Raw genomic sequence first — 22,023 nt, 5'->3', positions numbered from 1 at the left:
CCCCGTCACGTGGAGTCCAGTCGCCGTAGGTGCTTGTCCAACCACTCCCCGGTGATCGGGCCGAACGCATGCAGCCGTAGGTTTCCGGAGCGGTCGACGACGAATGTCTCGGGCACGCCGCGCACCCCGAGTTCGACGGCTCGGGTGCCGTCCGGGTCGGCGATCACGGTCAGTCGCTCCGCGTCGGTCTCCCGCAACAGAGCCAGCGCATCTTCGGTGTCGTCTCGCATCGCCAATCCGACGATTCGCACATCGTCGGCAGCGAAGCGCTGGGCCGCGGCCGCGAGGGTGGGCAGCTCGGCCCGGCACGGGGCACACCACGACGCCATCACATTTATGACCACGACGCGGCCCCGCAACGCGTCGATGTCGAAAGGCTGGCCCTGCAACGTCTTTCCGGTCAGTGTGGGCACAGGCTTGTTCAGCTGCTGGGTGACCGGCAGCGCTGCCATCCCCGCCCCGCCGCTCGATGACTGCGTCCGCAGCCCGGCGGCCAACACCGCACCGACGGCAGCGACGACCGCGGCGGCGAGCACGATCCGCAGGCTCAAGCGCACTTTGTGCGGGCTCATGGCACACTGCCCATCGCACGGGTGGAATCGTGGGCCGCGTCGCGATCGCGGTTCGCGACGGCGGTGGCTTTGCGTCGGATGAGCGCGAACGCGCCGGCCGCAGCGATGATCACGCCACCTAGCCAGATGAGTGGAACGAACGGATTGACGGCGAGCCGGATCGTCGCGCGCATTCCGTCTTGGTCGACGGCGGTGACGGTCGTGTAGACGTCACCCCACGGTCGGGACCTGATCGCCGGGGCACCGACGGTGGTGTCGCGGCGTGGATAGTAATGCAGGACAGGGGATACGTCGCCGAGCGCTCGACCGTTCCGGTCGAGGGTCAGATGGGCGGCCACTGTCATCCGGTCGGCACCGGGTTGTCGGTCGATTCCCGTCAGCCGCGCAGAGACGCCGTTGACACTGACCGCGTCGCCGATTTCCAGTTGCGCCAATGCCGCACCCGAGCCCGACGCCGATGCGGCGATCCCGACGGCGACGACGGCGATTCCTGCGTGCGCCAGAAGTCCCGGGCGGGTCTGCCGATGACGGGGCGAGAACCACACGGCGATGGCACCGGTCAACACGAACGCGGCCAAGCCGAAGGCCAACAGAGACAAGGTGTCTGCGCCGGGCCACAGTCCGACAACGATGACGGTGACCAAGCCGGCGGCGGTCGGAAGCGCCGCGCGTGCGGGCAGGCGCCGTCGGGCGTCGCCGGGGACAGGCTGCAGCTGAACGAGGCCCATCACGAGCATGAGCGCCAGCAGCAGCGGTGCGGTCGCTCGGTTGTAGTAACCGGCCCCCACTGCGGAACGGGTACCTGAAAGCAACTCGGTGATCAGTGGATACAGCGTGCCGACAAGGACCACCGCCGCGACCGCGACGAGAAGGACCGCGTTGCAGAGGAAGCCGGTGTCGCGGGATCGCCAGTCGGGGGCTTCGACGACCGCGCGCGACGCACGTGCACTGAAGAGGAGAAGGCCGGCGACCACCGCCACCGTCAGCACGACGAACGCCAACAGCATGGGGCCCAACGGCGATTCGGTGAAGCTGTGCACACTGGCCACCGCCCCCGACCGGGTGAGGAACGTGCCGATCAACACCAGGACGAAGGTCGTGCTGAACAGGCCGACCGCCCATTCGGTCACCGCCGACCGCGGTCGGCCCATGGAGACGTGCAAGGCCGCGGTTGCGGTCAGCCACGGAAGCAGCGCGGCGTTCTCCACCGGGTCCCACGCCCAGTAACCGCCCCAGCCCAATACGGCGTAGGACCACCAGGCACCAAGCACGATGCCGAGGGTCAGCACCGACCACGCCGCCAGCGCCCAACGCCGGGCGGGCCTCAGCCACCGCTCGTCGTCGCGACCGAGAACAAGCGCCGACAGCGCATAACCGAATGGCACCACCATCCCGACGTATCCCGCGTAGAGAAGAGGCGGGTGGACCCCCATCGCGGGGTGTTCGCGCAGAAGCGGGTTGGGACCTGGCCCGTCGACCGGAATCACCGTGGTGGGTTCGAAGGGGTTGGCCGCGAAATAGGCGAGCGCGAAGAAGAAGACGCCGACGAAGCCCGTCACCACCATCGCCCACGCGCGATGGTCCGGGGCGGCCGTCGCCGATGCGCACGCCAGCACGACGCCTGCGGTGGCCAGCAACACCAGCCACAGCAACAGCGACCCGTCGAGCGCCGACCACAGGCTGGTGACGGTGAAGTACACCGGTACGTCGCGACCGCCGTTCTCGGCGACGTACCGGACGCTGAAGTCGTGTGAGATGAGTGCCCACTCCAGGACGGCGCAGGCCGCGAGGGCCGCCAACAGGGTTGTGACAGTGGCGATTCTCGCGATCCGCAACCTGGTGCCCGTCAGCGCAACCACGACCCAGAGCAGGGTCCACGCCAATGTGGCGGCCAGTCCCACCGCCAACGTGAGCGTGCCGAGCGCCGAGATCACCGGCGGTCCGCGTCGCCGACCGGTGCGGGACGGCGATACTCGTTGGAGTGCTTGACGGCGACCTCGCCCGCCTGAAGGGTGCCGCCGGGCTGCACGACGCCTTCCACCACAGCTCCCTGTCCTTCGCGGAACGTGTCCGGCAGCGTGCCGGTCGTGACGACGACCATCGAGGTGTGCCCGTCGCCGAGCCTGAACTCGGTGCGCCGCCCGGTGTTACGCAGCGACCCGGGCACGACCTGGCCACCGAGCCGCACGGTCCGGCCGACCGAATCGGAGGTCTGCTGCACCTCCGTCGGCGTGCGGTAGTAGACCACGGTGTCCTGCAGGCTCGCCGTCACCAGGACCGCGACGGCGGCGACGACCAGCAGGCCCAGCACAACGGCCGGTCTCCGGGGGCGACGCCGCCTCATCGTGGTTCCCGGGTCAGCACAACCAACGCCGCGAAGGTGACCGCGGTCAGGAGCAGGCCGGTGCAGACGGCCGCCCAGCCGGTCACGGGGTGCTCATCGATGGGTCGTCGGTGTACCGGAACCCCGGCCGCAGTGCGGACTGCCGCCGCAGGAGCAACCAAACCGAGGCCGTGGTGAAGGCCGCCACGGACAACGCCAGCGCGGCGGCCATGATCGAGTCGATCGGCGGATTCGAGCTCGGGGCCAGCAGCGTCGCCGGCTGATGCAGCGAGCGCCACCAAACGACCGAGAAGTGCACCACCGGAATGATCAACGAGGCAAAGATCCCCCACCACGCGGCACGGGGGCTGCGACGGCGAACGTCGCCGACATGGCGCACCGCAAGGTATCCGGCGTAGGCCAGCAGTAGGAGCAAAGTGCTGACCAATCGCGGGTCCCAGGCCCACCACACTCCCCAGACCGCGCGCCCCCACACGCTGCCGACCGCGATGGTCAGCACCGTCATGGCCACCCCGATCTCGCCGGCCGCCCTGGCGTACCGATCCCACTTCTCGTCGCGAGTGCGCAGGTACTGCACCGACGAGACGACGACGGTGAGATAGCCGAGGTATGCCGTCCACGCCGCGGGAACGTGCACATAGATCAGCCGTGCCGCCTCCCCCTGCATGCTGTCCGGCGGCGCGACCGACACGGCGATCAACAGCGCCGCCAATCCGCAGCCCAACGCCGCCCAACCGAGGGCCCGAAGCGTTGACGGCCTCGGCGCCTGCAACGGAACTTCGAAGGTCATGTGAATTCTCCTGCGGCACTCGGTTTCGGGCGTGACCGGATGACTTCGGCGGCGGCACACCGCCCAAGATCGCCAGACGTGCTACCCCAAGCGAGCCCGCCGAAACATGGCTTTCCGAAATCGCACAAAAGTCGCTTGTTTATCCGACTTCCGCCTGGGTAGTTCGCAGCGGTCGCATGGAGGAGGTGACGGTTGGGCGCTGCGCGCAGGTCCCGAAGATGTCGTCGCGTGATCAACGGGGTCACGCTCGCCGTGCTGACGCTTGTGGCGGCATGCTCAGAGCAATCGCCGTCGACGCTGCGCCCCGGTGGACCGGGAGCGCGACGGATCGAAGGCCTGTGGTGGGTGCTGTTGTGGTGCTCGGTGGCGGTGTGCGTCATCGTGTTCGTGGGTGTGGCATTGGTGCTTGCGCGCCGCAAGCGCCGCGGTGACGTCAGCCAGCGCAATCCACTGACTTTCGTGGTAGTCGCCGGCGCGGTCGTCCCCTTCGTCGTGCTCGCGGCCGTCTACGGTCTCAACCTGCGCGACATGCTGGCGCTGAGCCGACCGGAGAACGCCGCGGAATCCCAGACACCGCTCACCGTGGAGGTGATCGGTCACCAGTGGTGGTGGGAGTTCCGCTACCCGCCCGGCACCGGGGTGGTGACCGCCAACGAACTCCACATCCCGGCGAGCACGGATGTGAAACTGATCCTGCGCACCGACGATGTCCTGCACAGCTTCTGGGTTCCGCAGCTGATGCCGAAGACGGATCTGATCGCCGGGCAGACCAACACGATGTGGCTGCGCGCGGACCAGCCCGGCGACTACCGCGGCCAGTGCGCCGAGTACTGCGGCATGCAGCACGCCCACATGGCGTTCATGGTGGTCGCCGAACCTCGCGCCCAGTTCGAGGCCTGGTTGAAGTGGGCGGGCTCCCCTGCTCGTACCCAGACGCCGGCACAGCAGCGCGGGCAACAGGTCTTCGCCCAAATGGGTTGTGCCTCTTGCCATACCATCCGCGGCACAGACGCCGGCGGTACCGTCGCTCCGGATCTCACCACGGTCGGCGATCGATGGAGCCTCGGGGCGGGAACGCTGCCCAACGACCCTGAACACATGCGCGAGTGGATCGCCGACCCGCAGCGGTCGAAACCCGGTAACGCCATGCCACCGCAGTCGGTACCCGCGACACGCATGGACGATCTGATCGCGTACCTGCGCTCACTTCGGCAACCGGAGAAGGGAGGAGCGTCGTGACGGCGACCCCGCTCACTGAGCGCACCCGTGGGCGCGATTCGCTCGACGAGCGCCTCGAGAAGTACTGGTCGGAGGAGCCGACGTTTCGAACCTGGTTCACCACGGTCGATCACAAGCGGATTGGTCGCCGCTACCTGGTGACCGCGTCGGCGTTCTTCCTGATCTCGGGCTCGCTCGCATTCACGATGCGCGCCCAGCTGACCCGCCCGGAAGAAGAACTGGTGCCACCGCAATGGTTCAACCAGTTCTTCAGCCTGCACGGCACGACGATGATCTTCTTCTTCGCCACCCCCATGTTGTTCGGGTTCGGGAACCTGCTCGTTCCGCTCATGTTGGGCACGCGCGACATGGCTTTCCCCCGGCTCAACGCATTCGGTTACTGGGTGTTCCTGTTCTCCGGCGTCTTCATGTTCTCCAGTTTGATGTTCGGCAATGCGCCCGCGGGCGGCTGGTTCAACTACGTGCCGCTCACCACCGAGCCGTACTCCCCCGGACTTGGGATCGACGTGTACTCGCTGGGCCTGTTGTTCCTTGGCATCTCCACCACCGCCGGTGCCATCAACTTCATCGTCACCGCGCTGAAGATGCGCGCGCCGGGAATGTCGATGAACCGCGTTCCGATCTTCGTGTGGACCTTGGTCGCCACCTCGATGATGGTCATCTTTGCACTGCCACCGCTGAATCTCGCCAACGCGATGTTGTTCCTCGACCGACGCTTCGGAGCTCACTTCTTCGATCCGGACACGGGCGGCGACGTGCTGCTGTGGCAACACCTGTTCTGGCTTTTCGGTCACCCCGACGTCTACATCATCGTGATGCCGGCGCTCGGCATCGTCTCGGCGATCATTCCGGTGTTCTCCCGTCGCGCTCTCGTCGGCTACCCGCTCATCGTGCTCTCGACCGTCACGATCGGGATCGTGTCGTTCGGCGTGTGGGTGCACCACATGTTCGCCACCGGGTTGCCCCGACTCTCGCTGAGCTTCTTCAGCGCCGCAAGCGTGCTGATCACCATCCCTTCCGGAATCCAGATATTCGCCTGGCTGTCGACGATGTATCTGGGTCGGGTGTGGCTGCGCGCGCCGATGCTGTTCGCGCTCGGGTTCATCGTCACCTTCGTCGTCGGTGGGGTGACCGGCGTGATGTTCGCGCTGGTCGCTTACGACCAGCAGATCACCGATTCCTATTTCGTGGTGGCCCATTTCCACTACGTGCTGTTCGGCGGCGCCGTATTTCCGATCATGGCCGGACTGCTTCACTGGATGCCCAAGATCGCCGGCCGGATGTACCACGAAGGCGCCGCGGTCACCGCGTTCTGGCTGGTCTTCATCGGAATGAATCTGACCTTCTTCCCCATGCACATGTCGGGGCTGGAGGGCATGCCCCGACGTATCTACACGTATCGTCCGCACCTCGGCTGGGACCTGTGGAATCTGTTGTCCAGCATCGGCGCTGCAGTGCTGGCGATAGGCCTGGCTCTGCTGCTGGGCGTGCTGCTCCACGCGATGCGCTACGGTCGGCCGGCCCCGCCGGATCCGTGGAACGGCGACACCCTGGAATGGGCCACCGCCTCGCCTCCCGATCACTACAACTTCGCGGTCATTCCCCGCGTCTACAGCCTGCACCCGATGTGGGACGAACGCACCGCCGCCTCGGTCGCCGAACCGGAACCGGAGCGTGTCCTCGACGGCTCGCGGATGACGTCGACATCGACGGAACTCGACGGCAAGTATCACGAGGCCATCGAGGTGGTCGAGGAATCGATGCGGCCATTCTTCGTCGCGGTCGGACTTCTGGCCGGGTTCGTGGGCCTGCTGATCGGCTGGTACTGGGTAGCCGGCGTCGGGGCGGCGATCGTCTTCGTCACCTTGGCGGGCTGGCTGTGGCCCCCGGAGCGCAGCCCGCAGGAAGCGGGCGTGTCGGGCGGACTGACATGACCGTCGACGACCGGGTCGAGATCGCCGCCCCGAGAACGTTTCTGGCCGAGGCCCCCGCCGGGCGAACCGTGGGCTGGTGGGGCATGGTCATGTTCGTCACGACGGAGGCCACGGTCTTCGCCGTGTTGCTCAGCAGCTACTTCTACGTGCGGTTCCAGCTACCGTCCTGGCCTCCCGGCGAAATCAAGGAGCCGGAACTCATGCGGCCACTGATCATGACCGTGCTGCTGTTGCCCAGCAGCCTGCCGGTGATGTGGGCGGAGCGCGGCATCAGAAAGGGCCAGCGGTGGCGACTGCGCCTCGGCCTGCTGGCCACGCTGCTGATGGGTGGATCGTTTCTGGTGCTGCAGGGCATGGAGTACTCGAGCAAGCTCAAGGAGTACACCCTGACCACCAACGTGTACGGGTCGTTCTTCTACACCATCACCGGATTCCACGGACTGCACGTGCTGATCGGCTTACTCATGGTGTCTTGGGTGCTGGCGGCATCGCTCCGCGGCAGCTTCGGATTCCGGCGCCACGAACGTGTGCGTCTCACCGCGATCTACTGGCACTTCGTCGATGCGGTCTGGGTATTCATCTTGTTCACCATCTACCTGTCCGGGCGGCTTTGATGGCACAGCAGACCTCCGAGCCGCCCGTCATCGGCGCACTGTGGATGTGGTTCGCCGCCATCGGCGGCGCCGCCGCGTGGGCGGTGCACCTGGCCTCGTCCTGGGGACTCACCGAAACATCCTGTCTGAGCGGGCATTCCACCATCCTCGGTCACACCCTCAAGTCCGTCGTGACGCTGACCACCGTAATTCCCGGCCTGGTGTGCCTGGCCGCGCTGTTGGCCGCCTGGTGGATGCGCCGCGAAACCAGGCGTCTGGACAACAGCACCGATCGGGCGGGCCGCGCCTACCTCGTCGCCGGCGTCGCGCTGTGGTCGAACATGTTGTTCCTTGCCATCATCGTCTTCGACGGCATCGCGCTGCTGGTGTTCCCCTCATGCCTGATGTGACGGTGCTGGCGCACGCCGCCACCACGGCTTCCGACCCGTGGTGGTCGATGCTCGCGATCGTCTCGCTGTGTTTCGTAGGCGCCCTGTATGGCATCGGAGTGCAAAACCTCTGGCAGCGAAGGGGTATCGGTGCCGTCGTCGGCATCCGCAATGCCATCGCCTTTGGTCTCGGCCTGACCGTCATCGCGCTGGCCGACAGCGCCCCGGTACGTGCGTTCTCCGCCGACTCGTTCGCCGGCCACATGACGCAGCACATGCTGCTGCTGGCATTGGCCGGTCCCCTGCTCGGCGCCGGGGGTGCTGCGCTTCCACTGTCGCTGGCATTGCCGCATCGACTCCGACGCTCGTTCAACAGGACCCGCGCTCATCCCGCCCTGCGCTGGGTTCGGCGTCCGGCGAACCGCGTCATCGGTGGCTGTTTGCTCTTCACGTGTGTGTTGTGGCTCTGGCATCTCCCCGCGCTGTTCGTCTGGGCTGAGCGCAATCCCGGTGCGCATGTGCTGGAACACTTCTCGTTCGTCATGATCGGATGGCTGTTGTTCGCGGGGGTACTGAGTCCAGACCGGCACCGTCTGGCCGGACCGCTCGGCTTCCTGCTGCTGTTCGCAGTGGGCATGACGGCCGCGGCGCTGGGCGCGGTGCTCACGTTCGCACCGGCGCCGTTGTACCCGTCGGAGGTGTACTCCGACGCCGATGCCCTGGCCGATCAGCAACTCGCCGGTCTGGTGATGTGGATACCGATGGACGTCGTGCTCCTCGGTATCGCACTGAGCGCGTTCGGACGCTGGCTGACCGGGCTGGACGCGGACCACCCCGAGGACCTGCAGATGTCACCACACGTCGCCGTACAGGAGGTGTCTTCGTGAAAGCGTGGGCGCGGATCACGCCTGGCCTGGCCGCCGCCGCGGTGACCGCGGCCTGCTCCGCATATCAGCCACCACCGATGCCGAAACCTCAGGTCCCGCCGGGGACTGCGGATCCGGGTAAGAGCATCTACTCCCAGACGTGCGCGGGATGTCATGGTCCCAACGCCGAGGGCACCGACCGCGGACCCTCCCTGGCCGACGTCGGCAGCGCAGCGGTCGACTTCCAACTGAGCACGGGACGTATGCCGCTCGGCCCCGAAGAGCAATATCAAGCAAAGCACCAGGAGGCGAAGCTGAGCCCAGCGGAAATCGATGCTGTCGTAAGTTATTTGGCCCGCCTTCATCCGGGTGGCCCCCGAATTCCCGACGTTCGGCCGGCCGACGTCCAACGTGGCCGCGAGTTGTATGCGCAGAGCTGCGCGGCCTGCCACTCGCTGGGCGGCACCGGCGGCGCGCTCACCGGTGGTCGAAGTGCACCCGATCTGCGCACGGCGACACCGACGCAGGTCGGCGAGGCCATCCGGGTCGGGCCCGGGGTCATGCCAAGGTTCCCTCCGAGCGTGCTGAGCAACGACGACGTCGACGACATCGCCGCGTATGTCGGCACGCTCGAGGGCGCACACGGCGATCTGGACAGGGGCGGGCTCAGCCTCGGTCGCATCGGCCCACTCACCGAAGGCCTGCTAGCGATGCTGGTCGGCCTACCGCTGTTGCTGCTGGTGTCGCGAAGGTTGGGGAGCAGGACCAAATGACGCGAACGCGAGAAGACGCCGACCGCCCCCAGATCGCGATCGTCGCCTCCTTCGGCGTAGCCATCGCCGGGGCCGCGCTCTTCGCGACGGCTTACGCGCTCGCCTGGTCCACCCAAGTCATGGGCGCGGCGCTGGTCATCGCGTTCGGTGGGCTCAGCGTCGGCCTGACCGTGTGGGCGCGCCGGTTGACCCGTCAGGGCGGTTATGTCGAAGAGCATGAGGGATTCGCCTCACCGGAAAGCGAGACCATCGCGGCCGCAACAGAACTCGCGACCATCGCCCACCCACACCGCCGCGGTCTGCTCGCCATGCTGATGCTGGCGGTCACCGCGGTGGGCGCAGCCTTGCTGTTCCCGCTTCGTTCCCTGCTTCAGCCGCGCGGCGAGCACCCACTTCGCCAGCTCTCACAGACCGCTTGGCGGCTTGACAACCCGCGTCTCGTCGATGCGGACAACCGGCCGGTCCGGCTCAGCGACGTCACCGAGGAAACCGTGCTCAAGGTTTTTCCAGCGGGGCACACGGAAGGCGGTGACGTTCCGGCGTTCCTGGTGCGGATAACGCCGTCGCGGTTCACTGTGCCTCCTCCCGGCGGAATGATCGACGGTGTCGTGGCCTACTCACTGGTGTGCACGCACGCGGGCTGTCCGGTATCGCTCTACGAGCAGAGCACCGCCCAGATGTTGTGCCCGTGCCACCAGTCGATCTTCGACCTGCTGGCGGCGGGTAAGCCGGTTCAAGGACCGGCAGCCCGATCGCTACCGGGCCTGCCGATCGCCGTCGATGAAGCGGGATTCCTCTATGCCACCGGAGATTTCACTTCTCCTCCGGGGCCCGGCTACTGGAGTCGACCATGATCACTCGAGCCATCGTCCGCAGCGTCGACAGTCGATTGCGCGTCGCCTCTCCGCTGCGCAAGGCACTCAAGAAGGTGTTTCCCGACCACTGGACCTTCATGTTCGGCGAGTTGGCGCTCTACAGCTTCGTCGTACTGGTTCTCACCGGCATTTTCCTGGCCCTGTTCTTCGACCCCAGCCGGGCCGAAACCACCTACGTCGGCGACTTCGCACCGATGAACGGCGTGCGCACGTCGGCGGCCTTCGCTTCGGCGCTGGAGATGAGTTTCGACGTGCGGGCAGGTCTGCTGATGCGGCAGACCCACCACTGGGCGGCGCTGATCTTCGTCGGAGCCATCGTGATGCACCTGTGCCGAGTCTTCTTCACGGGCGCCTATCGCCGTCCGCGGGAGATCAACTGGATTGTCGGTGTGACGATGCTGATGCTCGCACTGCTGAACGGATTCACCGGGTATTCGATGCCCGATGATCTGTTGTCGGGCACCGGCCTGCGCATCATCTACTCGTCGGTGCAGTCGATCCCCGTCGTGGGGGTATGGATGGCGTTCCTGGTCTTCGGCGGCGAGTTCCCCGCCGATCACACCATTCCCCGCATGTTCACTGCACACGTGTTCATCGTGCCCGCGCTACTGGCTGTTCTGATCGCCACACATCTGCTGATCCTGGTGCGCCAGAAGCACAGTCAGTTTCCCGGGCGGGGCCGCACCGAGCACAACGTGGTGGGCTCCCGGCTCTGGCCGAGTTACACCGTGCGTACCCTCGGGCTGTTCTGCGCGACGCTGACCGTGATGTTCGGCCTGGGCGGCCTGGCCCAGATCAACCCGATCTGGATCTATGGTCCGTTCAAACCGGCGCAGGCGACGATCCCCGCCGAGCCGGACTGGTATGTGGCCTGGGGTGACGGCTCGCTGCGCTTGTTCCCCCGCCTGGATCTTCACCTCTTCGGTCACCTCATCCCGACGGTCTTTTGGCCGACGGTGGTGCTCGGCGGCGTCACGTTCGTGTTGTTGTACGCATGGCCTTTCCTGGAGCGCTGGGCGACCAAAGACGATCTCAGCCACCAGTTACTCGATCGGCCGCGCGATCACCCCGTTCGAATCGCGGTCGGCGTTTACGCTCTGACGTTCTTCTTCCTCCTTGTCGTCGCGGCCGGCGACGACGTGTTCGCCGACTGGCTCGGTATCTCGATCGCGGCGGTGCTGTGGTTCCTGCGGATCGCGGTTCTGGTGTTGCCACTGCTGGCGGCTGCGGTCGCCTACGTGTTGGCCCGGGCACTGGGCGGGGTGCAGGGTGGGTTCACCGACCTGACCACAGGCGACGTGAAGGCCGCGTTCCGACAACGTCGTCCGTCGAAGGGCGCCGGCGCCTCTGCACCGCGGGGGCGAATCGAGGTCGAACAATCGGCGGATTCGCAATGGCGTTGGCGTTACTCAGAATCCGACGATACCCAGGAGGGTTTTTCCCTGGACAGCACCAACTCCTACGCGAGCGACGCCGCGGCCCGCTCCGCCGCGGTCGAGGCCTATCCAGTGCTCAAGGATCGGCTCGCGGCGCCCCCGGCGGTCAACGCCGGCCGCGTGGTGGAGCAGCAACCTCGCGACGGCGACCACCGGCTCACGCTGGCGGCGGGGGCGGTGGTGGTCGTCGCCGCGGCGGTCGGTGTGATCCGCAGTCGGCGCTGATCCTCAGTACACCCGCTGCCGGTCGGCACGCTCGCGCTGCGGGATGACGGTGTACTTCGGGTCCTCGGCAGATGCGACGCCGGCATAAAAGATTCCGAATCGGGTGCATGCCGAGCCGGCCAACGCCGCGGCCCCTCCGGCCACCGCCGCCGCGCCGTATCGATGGCCGAGCAGTCCCCCGAGCACCGCACCGGCCGCGGTCAATCCCTTGGCGGCGTTCATCAGCCGGCCCGCTCGGCCATGGTGCAGCGGTTCGGCCGACAAGCCCATGCGTCGGCTCATCAGCTCTGTCGCCGCCAACTCGGTGGTGGCGCCGAGGAGCAACGCCCGCCGGGCGGGCCCCGCCTCGGCGGTCGGGGCGGTCAGCACGCCCAGCCCCCCGGCGGCGGCGGCTGCCGAGCCCACGAAGACGAACGGCATCTGGCGGTGGCCGTCGTGCCATGTCGGCACGGCGGTGTCGGAGATCAACGCGGCGGTGTAGGACGCAACGGCGGGACCCACCAGGCTCGCTCCGATCGTGGTGGCCCGTCCGAGCCGCGGGAATCGGCCGGTCACGTCCGTGAGCGCGGCGACCCCGGCCTGCGGACCGTACGCCGCGAGGATCCATGAGCCCACGCTCATCGGCGAGCTCGGCTTGAAGACCCGAAGCATGTTGGCGAACCGTGCCGGTCGGCCGAGGTCGTGGATCAACGCCGCCAGGGAGCCCAGGATCGCCGCCAGTCCCCCGACTTTCGTCGAGCGCGCCAGTCGGCGACGGCCCGTCAGCTCGGCGCCCGCAGCCAGTACCGATGAGCCGCCTGCCAATCCGCCGAGAAACAAATAGCCCGCGATGTCCCGGGAGTCCCATGTCGGCTTGTTCAGAATCGGCTTGCCGTAGTAGGACTCGAACGCAGCGTCGGGCACCATCTTCCTCTCACCGTGTCCCCGGCCCCGCTTGCGTTGCGGCAGGCGGTGTATGTCGCCGGTGAGAGCGGTCCGACCCGGCGGGGCGAGAGGATCTTTCGGGATTCCGGTCATGCGGTCGCGCTCGGTCATCGCCGTCCCCCCAGGAACACGGCGGCCATCCCGGCCAGCATCCCGGCCGCGGCGACGCCGACATTGCGCCACATCTGCGGCAGATCCCTGGTGGTCACCACCGGATCCGGCGGCAGGCCGTACACCTCCGGTTTGTCCAGCAGCAGAAAGAACGCGCCGGCGCCGCCGACACCGTCATCGGGATCGTCGCCGTACAGGCGGGCATCGGTGATGCCCGCGTCATGGAGTTGTTCGACGCGCTGCTCGGCGCGGTCGCGCAACTGCGACAGTTCCCCGAATTGGATCGAGTCGGTCGGGCAGGCCTTGGCGCACGCCGGCTCCAAACCGTCGCCGAGACGGTCGTAGCACAGCGTGCACTTCCACACCCGACCGTCGTCCTTGCGCTGGTCGATCACCCCGTACGGGCAGGCGGGAACGCAGTATCCGCAGCCGTTGCAGATGCCCTCCTGCACCACGACGGTGCCGAACTCGGTTCGAAACAGTGCGCCGGTCGGGCACACATCCAGGCAAGCCGCGTGGGTGCAGTGTTTGCACACGTCCGACGACATCAACCAGCGGAACTCTCTGCGCTGGCCGTCGCCGTCGCCGGGCTTGGCGGTCGACGGCATGCCGATGTCCACCACCTCTGCGGTACCCGCCTGCGCCGCAAGGGGTTTGCGCTGTTCGACGAAGGCGACGTGGCGCCAGGTGTCGGCGCCGAGTCCACCGGTGTTGTCGTAGGACATCCCGGTGAAGTTCAACCCGTCGTCGGGGACGTGGTTCCATTCCTTACAGGCCACCTCGCACGCCTTGCACCCGATGCAGACCGTGGTGTCGGTGAAGAACCCCATCCGCGGTTGTCGGTCGGGGTAGCCGCCGCCGTGCGGGGGGTCGTCGGCTCCCAAACCAAATTCGATGTCCATCCTCATACCTCCGTGCCGGTCTTGTCGCCTATCCCCGCCCGCTGCTGATACTCGGCCACCATGGCGTTGGCCGCGGCGCCGCGCGGCCGCCGCCCCGCCCGAATGTCGACGGTGAACGCCTTGACCTCCTGGATGTGCGAATTCGGGTCCAGCACAACCGATGACAACTCGTTGGCCGCGTCGCCGGTGCTCAACCCGTTGGGTCCCCAGTGGTACGGCAGGCCCACGTGGTGCACCATGCGGTCGGCCACCCTCAGCGGAGTCATCCTGTCGGTGACCAGAACCCGCGCCTCGATCACCGCGCGGGGGCTCACGATGGTCGCCCACTCGCCGTTGGTCAGCCCGCGCTCCTCGGCCAGTTCGGGAGACACTTCACAGAACATCTCGGGTTGCAACTCCGACAGGTAGGGCGTCCAGCGGGACATGCCGCCGGCGGTGAACTGCTCGGTGAGCCGATACGTGGTTGCCACATAGGGATACACCCGCGAGCCCGCATCGCCGGGCTCGGGCGCGTAGCGGTTGTGCGGTTCGGAGAACACCATTCGGGCCGGATTGCGCTGCTGTCCGTAGAGCGCGTTGCGCACCGGCGAGTCCTGCGGTTCGTAGTGTGTCGGCAGCGGACCGTCGGCCAGCCCGGACGGCACATACAGCCAGCCTTTGCCGTCGGCTTGCATGATGAACGGGTCGATGCCCGACAACGCGTCCACCCCGGCGGCGTCGTCGCCCGGCCGATAGTCGGGCGACTTCGTGGCCTGAAAGTCGGGCACGTCCAGGCCCGTCCACCGCTCTTGCTCGGCGTCCCACCAGACCAGCTTCTTGCGCTCGCTCCACGGCGAGCCATCGGGCCTGGCCGAACACCGGTTGTAGAGGATGCGTCGGTTGTCCGGCCACGCCCAGGCCCACTCCAGCGCCACCCAGTCCTGTTCGGTCTGCGGTTTGCGGCGCGCCGCCTGGTTGACGCCGTCCTTGCGCACGCCGCAGTAGATCCAGCAGCCGCATGTGGTCGACCCGTCGTTGCGTAGCTCCGTGTACGACGACAGCGGTTTGCCCTGGCCGTCGTATCCGTTGATCTCGGCGAGCACCGCGTCGGCGTCCGGCTCCGCGGTCCGCCCGAGCGTCGGATACTCCCATGTCAGGTCGAGGATCGGTCGGTCCTTGGGATCCGTTGAGTGCGAGAGCTTCTCACGGATGATTCGACCCAGGTGGTACATGAACCACAGATCGCTGCGCGCATCGCCCCCCGGCTCCACCGCCTGGTCATGCCACTGTAGCAGCCGGTTGGTGTTGGTGAAACTGCCGGACTTCTCCGTGTGGGCGGCGGCGGGAAAGAAGAACACCTCGGTGTCGTTCTCTTCCGGGCGGATCTCCCCGGTCTGCACTTCCGGCCCGTCCTTCCACCAGGTGGCGCTTTCGATCAGCGAGAAGTCGCGCACCACAAGCCAATCCAGGTTGGCCATGCCGACCCGCTGGAGTTTGGCGTTGGCGGATCCGACAGCCGGATTCTCGCCCAGCAGGAAGTAGCCCTTGCATCGGCCCTCGAGTTGCTCGAAGACGGTGTCGTAGGTGCTGTGTGAGCCGGTCAGCCGGGGTAGGTAATCGAAGCAGTAGTCGTTGTCGGCGGTCGCGGCATCGCCCCACCACGCTTTGAGCAGGCTGACCAGGTAGTCGTCCATGTTCGCCCAAAACCCTATGCGCGCCGCATGCGACTCGACGAAGCCGACCCGGCTCTGCTCGGGCATCGCGTACGGCATCGGGATGTAGCCGGGTAGCAGGTTGGACAGGGTCGGGATGTCGCTGGAACCCTGGATGCTGGCGTGTCCCCGTAACGCCTGGATCCCGCCACCGGGACGGCCCATGTTGCCCAGCAGCAGCTGCAGAACGCAAGCGGCCCTGATGAACTGGCTGCCGATGCTGTGCTGGGTCCATCCCACGGCGTAGACGAATTCGCTCGTGCGATCGGGGCCGGAATTGTCGGTCAGGTGACGGCAGACCTCCGCGAAGGTCTCCGGCGGGATACCGCAGATGCGGTGCACCATCTCCGGCGTGTAGCGGGCGTAGTGGCGTTTGAGGATCTGGAACACGGACCTCGGGTGCTGAAGCGTCTCGTCCCGGTCGAGCTTGCCCTCCATAGCCGCACCGCCCATGCCGTGTTGCTCACCACGACCGGCCGCCCGCACGTCGTCTTCCTTGAGCGCTTCCCCCGAACCGCGGCCGCGCTTGCCCGACGCCGACGCAACCTCCATGCCCTCGTACTGCCACTCGGCGGTCTTGTAGTCGCGCGCCTCGGGTTCGAAACCGGAGAACAGCCCGTCGAGGTCCTCGGCATCTTCGAATTCGTCGTCGACGATCATCGCGGCATTGGTGTAGTTCAGGACGAACTCCCGGAAGTACTTCTCTTCGGAGAGCACATGATTGACGATGCCGCCGAGAAACGCGACGTCGGTGCCGGCGCGGATGGGCACGTGCAGGTCGGCCAGCGCGCTCGTGCGCGTGAACCTGGGGTCGACGTGGATCACCACCGCGCCACGAGCTTTCCCCTCCATCACCCACTGGAACCCGACCGGATGACATTCGGCGAAGTTGGATCCCTGGATGACGATGCAGTCGGCGTGTTGCAGGTCCTGCATGAAGGTGGTGGCGCCGCCGCGTCCGAACGAGGTGCCGAGGCCCACGACCGTGGAGCTGTGACACACCCGAGCCTGGTTCTCGATCTGCACCACGCCCATCGCGGTGAACAGCTTCTTGATCAGGTAGTTCTCTTCGTTGTCCAGCGTCGCGCCGCCCAGGCTGGCGATCCCCATGGTGCGTGCGGCGAGCTTCCCTTCAACGTCTTGCTGCCACGTGTTCGCACGCGTCTCGATGACCCGGTCTGCGACCATGTGCATCGCCTGCTCGAGGGAGATGGGTTGCCAGTCGGTGCCGCGCGGCGGCCGGTAGAGCACCTGGTGCATCCGCGCCGATCCGGTGGTCAGCTGGAGGCTGGCCGCCCCCTTGGGGCACAGCCGGCCCCGGCTCACCGGCGAGTCGGGATTGCCCTCGATCTGGACGACCTTGTCGTCCTTGACGTAGACCTTCTGCGAGCAGCCGACGCCGCAGTACGGGCACACCGACGTCACCACCTTGTCGGCGGTCGACGTCCGGGGTTGCAGCGACCGACTGTGAACCGACTGCACCGCAGCGGCTTTCCCGAGCGGATCCGAGCCGGTCAACTGCCGATAAACCGGCCAGTCTGTGATCCACTGACGCACGCCCATCGCAGCCCCTTCGTCCGCTTCGGTGCGCAGGCCGATAGATGTCGGGGCTGCGCCGAGACCACCGGGCGTTACCCCGGCGCCGCCCGCTCAAACCCCCGGCAGACAATTGCGGTCGGTTGGCGATTCGGGACGGTGTGGTCCGATGTCCGGCATCGAGTGAATCCCGAAGTGCTGCCGAAGCACGCGCGTCGCGGCGTGCACCCCAGACATTCCGTGCACACCGGGACCGGGCGGGGTCGCGCCCGAACAGAGGTAGACGTTGGGCAGCGACGTCCGGTACGGATCCCATTTGGCAACGGGTCGAGCGGCCATCCGGAACAACGACACCTGTCCGACGGCGATGTCACCGCCGCGGTAGTTCGCATTGTGATCGTGCATGTCGGCGGCAGGAATGCACCGCGACCCGATGATCACGTCCCGGAAGCCGGGAGCGAAGCGCTCGATCTGTGCGGTCATCGTCGCGGTCATGTCGCGGGTGGACCCGTTGGGCACGTGGGCATAGGTCCACAGCGGAAGCGCACCGCCCGCGCCGATACGTGTCGCATCCACCACGGTCGGCTGGCTCAGCAGTGCCATCGGCCTTTCGCTGTGTCTACCCGCCGTGGTGTCCGCCTCGGACCGCTTCATCTGGGCCCGGTCCCCGCAGAGGTGGACAGTGCCGGCGGCCGAGATTCGCGGATCGGCCCACGGAACCGGTTCGGACAGCGCGAAGTCGACCTTGGCGACCCCGTTTCCGGGCCGAAAACTCCGCAGTGCCCGGCGGTACCGCGGTGCGAGAAGGTCGCCGAGCACCTTGGCCAATGTCCACGCCGAGGTGTCGAAGAGGTAGACGCGTGCCGGTGGCAGTGCCGCGGCCGACTCGATCGGCCGATCGCAGACGACCGTGGCTCCTCGGGCGCGCAGGTCGGCGACCAGCGCATCGGTGATCACCTGGCTTCCTCCGATCGGCAACGGCCATCCCGGCGCATGCGCGAGCGAACCGAGCAGCAGCGCCGTTCCGGCTCCCGCAAGCGACGGCAATGCGGTGTTGGCGTGCGCACCGACGCCGGTCAGCATGGCGCCGCACCGGTGCGCATCGGTCACCCGGTCCCACACCGAGGTGCCGAGCTCCAGCGCTCGGCCCGCCATCGTGAGCGCCGCCACCAGACCCTTGGGAGTCAGCGCCGACGCCGGCGGATGCCGCATGTCGGACAGCCCGATGTCGCGTACGCTCTCCACGGCCTCGACGAGCGGGCCCATCACGCGCCGCCAGATCCGACCATCGCTACTGTTGCTCCCGCCCAGTTCTTCGATCGTGCGGTCGAGGCTGCGGTACGCGATCCCGGCGGGCGTGCCGTCGAGTGGATGGGCGAACGACACATCCGGAAACCCGAACTCGACGCCGCGTTCGGCCAGCCCGAAGCTGCGGAAGAACGGCGACGCCGCCGCCATCGGGTGCACGGCCGAGCACAGATCGTGCCGAAGCGGCACTCCCAGATCGAGCTCTTCGGTGCGCACCCCACCCCCGGGCTCGGACTGAGCCTCGACGACCGTCACCGACAAGCCCGCCGCGGCGAAGAGCACGGCAGCCGCCAACCCGTTGGGGCCGCTGCCGACCACCGCAACATCCGAGACGTTCGAATCATCGCTCACCGACCAAGTCATTCCACCTGCGCCGACGCCCAAACAAGATCGACGACAAAGCGGTGGATGCCGTTCTCATCCGATGCACAGGAATCGGGGCGTATGGACGGCGAACGGCGGGGTATGACGCCTCACGTAGCCGACCGACCCATCGCGCTTCGTTCGCCGCAGCCCCGTCCGCGAGGTGGCCGTGGGCACGAGGTTGGCCGAGACGCCGGGACCGTGAAAGGAGACGTTATGTCCAGCCAGAATGTCGCCGATTTCCTGCTCGAACGGCTGCGCGCATGGAACGTCGAGCATGTCTTCGGGTACCCGGGCGACGGGATCAACGGAATCTTGGCCGCATTCGGACGCGCCGACAACAAACCGCAATTCATCCAATCCAGGCATGAGGAGATGAGCGCGTTCGAAGCGGTCGGGTACGCGAAGTTCGGCGACAAGGTCGGCGTGTGCATGGCGACGTCGGGTCCCGGCGCCATCCACCTGCTCAACGGGTTGTACGACGCCAAGCTCGACCATGTCCCGGTGGTGGCGATCGTCGGGCAGACCAATCGCAGCGCGATGGGGGGCTCTTATCAGCAGGAGGTCGACCTGCTCAGCCTCTACAAGGATGTCGCCAGCGAGTACGTGCAGATGGTGACGGTGCCCGAACAGTTGCCCAACGTCATCGACCGGGCCATCCGCGTCGCGCTGAGCGAGCACGCGCCCACCGCCGTGATCATCCCGTCCGACGTCCAGGAACTCGAGTACTCGCCACCCAAGCACGCGTTCAAGATGGTGCCGTCGAGCCTGGGCATCGACTGGCCCACCCCCGCGCCGGACGACGCCGCGATCGCGCGCGCCGCCGAGGTGCTCAACGCGGGTGAGAAGGTGGCGATACTGGTCGGCGCCGGGGCACGCGGAGCACATGAGGAGGTCGCCGAGGTCGCCGAACTGCTGGGCGCCGGCGCGGCGAAGGCGTTGCTCGGCAAGGATGTGCTCTCCGACGAACTACCCTGGGTCACCGGCTCGATCGGGCTGTTGGGCACTCGCCCGTCCTATGAGCTGATGCGCGACTGCGACACCCTGCTGACCGTCGGCTCGAGCTTCCCCTATACGCAGTTCCTGCCCGAACTCGACCAGGCCCGCGCCGTGCAGATCGACATCAACCCGAAGATGATCGGCATGCGCTACCCCTATGAGGTCAACGTGGTCGCGGACGCGAAAGTCGCGCTGCGAGCGCTTATTCCGCATCTGAAACGCAAGCAGGACCGGTCCTGGCGCGACACCATCGAGTCCAATGTGGCCCGCTGGTGGGAAACCATGCAGAAGGAGGCGATGGTCGGGGCCCACCCGATCAACCCGCTGCGGCTCTTCTCGGAGTTGTCGCCGCAGCTCCCCGGCAACGCGATCGTCGCGGCGGATTCCGGGTCGGCCGCAAACTGGTATGCCCGGCTGTTGCGGTTCCGCGACGACATCCGGGGATCGTTGTCGGGCACGCTGGCGACGATGGGGCCGGGGGTGCCCTACGGCATCGGCGCCAAGTTCGCCGCGCCCGACCGGCCGGTGATCGTCTTCGAGGGCGACGGCGCCATGCAGATGAACGGGATGGCCGAACTGATCACGATCAAGCGCTTCTGGCAGCAGTGGAGCGATCCTCGATTGATCATCGCGATCCTGCACAACAACGACCTGAATCAGGTGACGTGGGAGATGCGTGCCATGGCCGGAGCGCCGAAGTTCGTTGAATCCCAATCGCTTCCGGATGTTGACTATGCGGCATTCGCAGCCAGCCTGGGGTTGAACGCGATGGTGATCAAGGATCCCGACGAGTTGCACGACGCGTGGCGTGAGGCTTTGTCGGCCAATCGTCCCACCGTGTTGGATGTCTTCACCGATCCGGACATGCCGCCGATCCCGCCGCACGCCGAATGGGATCAGGCGAAGGCGGCCGCCGCGGCCGTATTGAAGGGCGACGAGAACCGCTGGGGATTCATCGTGGAGGGTCTCAAGACCAAGGCCCAGGAGTTCATGCCGCACAAGAACAGTTGAGAGCGAGTCCGATGACCAAGCCCCGGAGCGGGGTTGACGGTGTGGTGGTGGAGTCGGTGACGGCTGCGGCCTACGCGATTCCCACCGACGCACCGGAGGCAGACGGCACGTTGAGCTGGGACTCCACGACGATGATCCTGGTCCAGATCCGGGCCGGTGACCGATGTGGCACCGGGTGGACGTACGGCGCGAGCGTGGTGGCCGACCTGGTGAACCGCAAGCTGGCCGACATCGTGGTCGGCGCACCGGCATTCGACATCGCCGGCCGCCTCCAGGAGATGATCGCCGCAGTCCGCAACGTCGGCCGGCGAGGCGTTGCCGGACAGGCCATCTCGGCGATCGATGTCGCTTTGTGGGATCTCAAGGCGCGGCTGCTGCAGATGCCTTTGCACCGCCTGTTGGGTGCGGTGCGCGACGACGTAGCCGTCTACGGCAGCGGGGGTTTCACCAGTTACGACGACAGCGAACTGCGCGGCCAACTCGCGCACTGGATGGGTCTCTGCATCCCCCGGGTGAAGATCAAAATCGGCGAGTCGTGGGGCACGCGGGTCGACCGGGATCTGGCCCGCATGTCGCTCACCCGGGAGGCGGTGGGTGACGATGTCGAACTCTACGTCGACGCCAACGGCGGTTACGAGCGCAAACAGGCGGTGCGGGTGATGCAGGCGGCCAAGGCATTCGACGTGCGCTGGTTCGAGGAACCGGTCTCCTCCGATGACCTGGACGGTTTGCGCTCAGTGCGCGACGCCGTCGATGCGGACGTGGCCGCCGGGGAGTACGGCTATGACCTGTACTACTTCCAGCGGATGTGCCAGGCCCGCGCGGTGGACTGCCTGCAGATCGACGCGACCCGGTGCGGTGGACTGAGCGAGTGGCTCCGCGCCGCTGCCGTCGCCGCGGCGCACGGCCTCGAGGTGTCCGGCCACTGCGCGCCGTATCTGCATCTGCACGTCGCCGCCGCCACGCCGAATTTCCGCCACCTGGAGTGGTTTCACGACCATGTCCGGATCGAACAGATGTGTTTCGACGGGGCGCGCGACCCTGTCGGCGGCGCGCTGCGGCCCGACACCCATGCCCCGGGTCACGGACTCGAACTTCGTCCCGACGACATCGAGCGGTTCCGAACCCACTGACTACCCGAG

Annotated in this window: 17 protein-coding genes and 1 pseudogene; 10 read left to right on the top strand and 8 right to left on the bottom strand. The window is 66.9% G+C overall.

What is annotated here, in order from left to right; genetic code table 11:
• Positions 1 to 5: 5 nt before the first annotated feature.
• The 4 genes from A5752_RS24880 to ccsA form a co-directional block, all read right to left on the bottom strand.
• Positions 6 to 572: a TlpA family protein disulfide reductase gene (locus tag A5752_RS24880; protein WP_067091628.1), complete on the bottom strand. Its 567-nt coding sequence runs from the start codon at positions 570 to 572 to the stop codon at positions 6 to 8.
• Complete coding sequence (locus A5752_RS24875) at positions 569 to 2,506, bottom strand: heme lyase CcmF/NrfE family subunit (protein ID WP_067091624.1); 1,938 nt, start codon at positions 2,504 to 2,506, stop codon at positions 569 to 571. Before A5752_RS24875 ends, A5752_RS24880 begins: the two co-directional genes overlap by 4 nt.
• Positions 2,503 to 2,916: a cytochrome c maturation protein CcmE gene (locus A5752_RS24870; protein WP_067091621.1), complete on the bottom strand. Its 414-nt coding sequence runs from the start codon at positions 2,914 to 2,916 to the stop codon at positions 2,503 to 2,505. The genes A5752_RS24875 and A5752_RS24870 overlap by 4 nt, the downstream gene beginning before the upstream one ends.
• A gap of 82 nt (positions 2,917 to 2,998) precedes the next feature.
• The gene (gene ccsA, locus A5752_RS24865) at positions 2,999 to 3,706 is read right to left on the bottom strand and encodes a cytochrome c biogenesis protein CcsA (protein WP_067091617.1); all 708 of its coding nucleotides are present in this window, start codon (positions 3,704 to 3,706) and stop codon (positions 2,999 to 3,001) included.
• Between the two features lie 228 nt (positions 3,707 to 3,934).
• Between ccsA and coxB the strand changes: the two genes are divergently transcribed.
• From coxB to qcrB, 8 genes and pseudogenes are all read left to right on the top strand, one after another.
• Positions 3,935 to 4,945, top strand: coding sequence for a cytochrome c oxidase subunit II (gene coxB, locus A5752_RS24860; RefSeq protein ID WP_197500721.1), 1,011 nt, complete (start codon positions 3,935 to 3,937; stop codon positions 4,943 to 4,945).
• Complete coding sequence (gene ctaD, locus A5752_RS24855; protein WP_067091610.1) at positions 4,942 to 6,879, top strand: cytochrome c oxidase subunit I; 1,938 nt, start codon at positions 4,942 to 4,944, stop codon at positions 6,877 to 6,879. The genes coxB and ctaD overlap by 4 nt, the downstream gene beginning before the upstream one ends.
• Complete coding sequence (locus tag A5752_RS27820; protein ID WP_067091608.1) at positions 6,876 to 7,493, top strand: cytochrome c oxidase subunit 3; 618 nt, start codon at positions 6,876 to 6,878, stop codon at positions 7,491 to 7,493. Before ctaD ends, A5752_RS27820 begins: the two co-directional genes overlap by 4 nt.
• Positions 7,493 to 7,882 carry a hypothetical protein gene (locus A5752_RS27815; RefSeq protein WP_067091605.1) on the top strand — a complete coding sequence of 130 codons (390 nt, stop codon included), beginning with the start codon at positions 7,493 to 7,495 and terminating at the stop codon, positions 7,880 to 7,882. The genes A5752_RS27820 and A5752_RS27815 overlap by 1 nt, the downstream gene beginning before the upstream one ends.
• Entirely contained in the window at positions 7,870 to 8,748 is an 879-nt protein-coding gene (locus A5752_RS24840; protein ID WP_067091602.1) for a cytochrome c oxidase assembly protein, read from the top strand. The genes A5752_RS27815 and A5752_RS24840 overlap by 13 nt, the downstream gene beginning before the upstream one ends.
• The gene (qcrC, locus tag A5752_RS24835; RefSeq protein ID WP_082964056.1) at positions 8,745 to 9,500 is read left to right on the top strand and encodes a cytochrome bc1 complex diheme cytochrome c subunit; all 756 of its coding nucleotides are present in this window, start codon (positions 8,745 to 8,747) and stop codon (positions 9,498 to 9,500) included. Before A5752_RS24840 ends, qcrC begins: the two co-directional genes overlap by 4 nt.
• 611 nt (positions 9,501 to 10,111) lie before the next feature.
• Positions 10,112 to 10,354 (top strand): annotated as a pseudogene (locus A5752_RS28370) (Rieske (2Fe-2S) protein); the annotation flags it as partial.
• Positions 10,351 to 12,036 (top strand): cytochrome bc1 complex cytochrome b subunit, encoded by a 1,686-nt coding sequence (gene qcrB, locus A5752_RS24825; RefSeq protein WP_067091595.1) that lies wholly within the window; start codon positions 10,351 to 10,353, stop codon positions 12,034 to 12,036. The pseudogene A5752_RS28370 and the gene qcrB, both read left to right, overlap by 4 nt.
• A gap of 3 nt (positions 12,037 to 12,039) precedes the next feature.
• Here the strand turns inward: qcrB and nrfD are convergent, their stop codons facing one another.
• From nrfD to A5752_RS24805, 4 genes are all read right to left on the bottom strand, one after another.
• Positions 12,040 to 13,071 (bottom strand): NrfD/PsrC family molybdoenzyme membrane anchor subunit, encoded by a 1,032-nt coding sequence (gene nrfD / locus A5752_RS24820; protein ID WP_067091592.1) that lies wholly within the window; start codon positions 13,069 to 13,071, stop codon positions 12,040 to 12,042.
• Entirely contained in the window at positions 13,068 to 13,973 is a 906-nt protein-coding gene (locus A5752_RS24815) for a 4Fe-4S dicluster domain-containing protein (RefSeq protein WP_082964055.1), read from the bottom strand. Before A5752_RS24815 ends, nrfD begins: the two co-directional genes overlap by 4 nt.
• A gap of 2 nt (positions 13,974 to 13,975) precedes the next feature.
• On the bottom strand, positions 13,976 to 17,227 hold the full coding sequence (fdh, locus tag A5752_RS24810; RefSeq protein ID WP_067091590.1) for a formate dehydrogenase: 3,252 nt from the start codon (positions 17,225 to 17,227) through the stop codon (positions 13,976 to 13,978).
• 87 nt (positions 17,228 to 17,314) lie between these two features.
• Entirely contained in the window at positions 17,315 to 18,859 is a 1,545-nt protein-coding gene (locus A5752_RS24805) for a phytoene desaturase family protein (RefSeq protein ID WP_231983508.1), read from the bottom strand.
• A gap of 228 nt (positions 18,860 to 19,087) precedes the next feature.
• Between A5752_RS24805 and A5752_RS24800 the strand changes: the two genes are divergently transcribed.
• On the top strand, positions 19,088 to 20,881 hold the full coding sequence (locus A5752_RS24800) for a thiamine pyrophosphate-requiring protein (protein ID WP_067091585.1): 1,794 nt from the start codon (positions 19,088 to 19,090) through the stop codon (positions 20,879 to 20,881).
• 11 nt (positions 20,882 to 20,892) lie between these two features.
• Positions 20,893 to 22,014, top strand: a complete 1,122-nt coding sequence (locus A5752_RS24795; protein WP_067091582.1) for an enolase C-terminal domain-like protein — start codon at positions 20,893 to 20,895, stop codon at positions 22,012 to 22,014.
• Positions 22,015 to 22,023: the final 9 nt, after the last annotated feature.

The organism is Mycobacterium sp. 852002-51961_SCH5331710 (genome assembly GCF_001665535.1).
GTDB lineage: Bacteria > Actinomycetota > Actinomycetes > Mycobacteriales > Mycobacteriaceae > Mycobacterium.
Note: the sequence above shows the minus strand (reverse complement) of the source record. Positions and strands in the feature narration are given on the sequence as shown.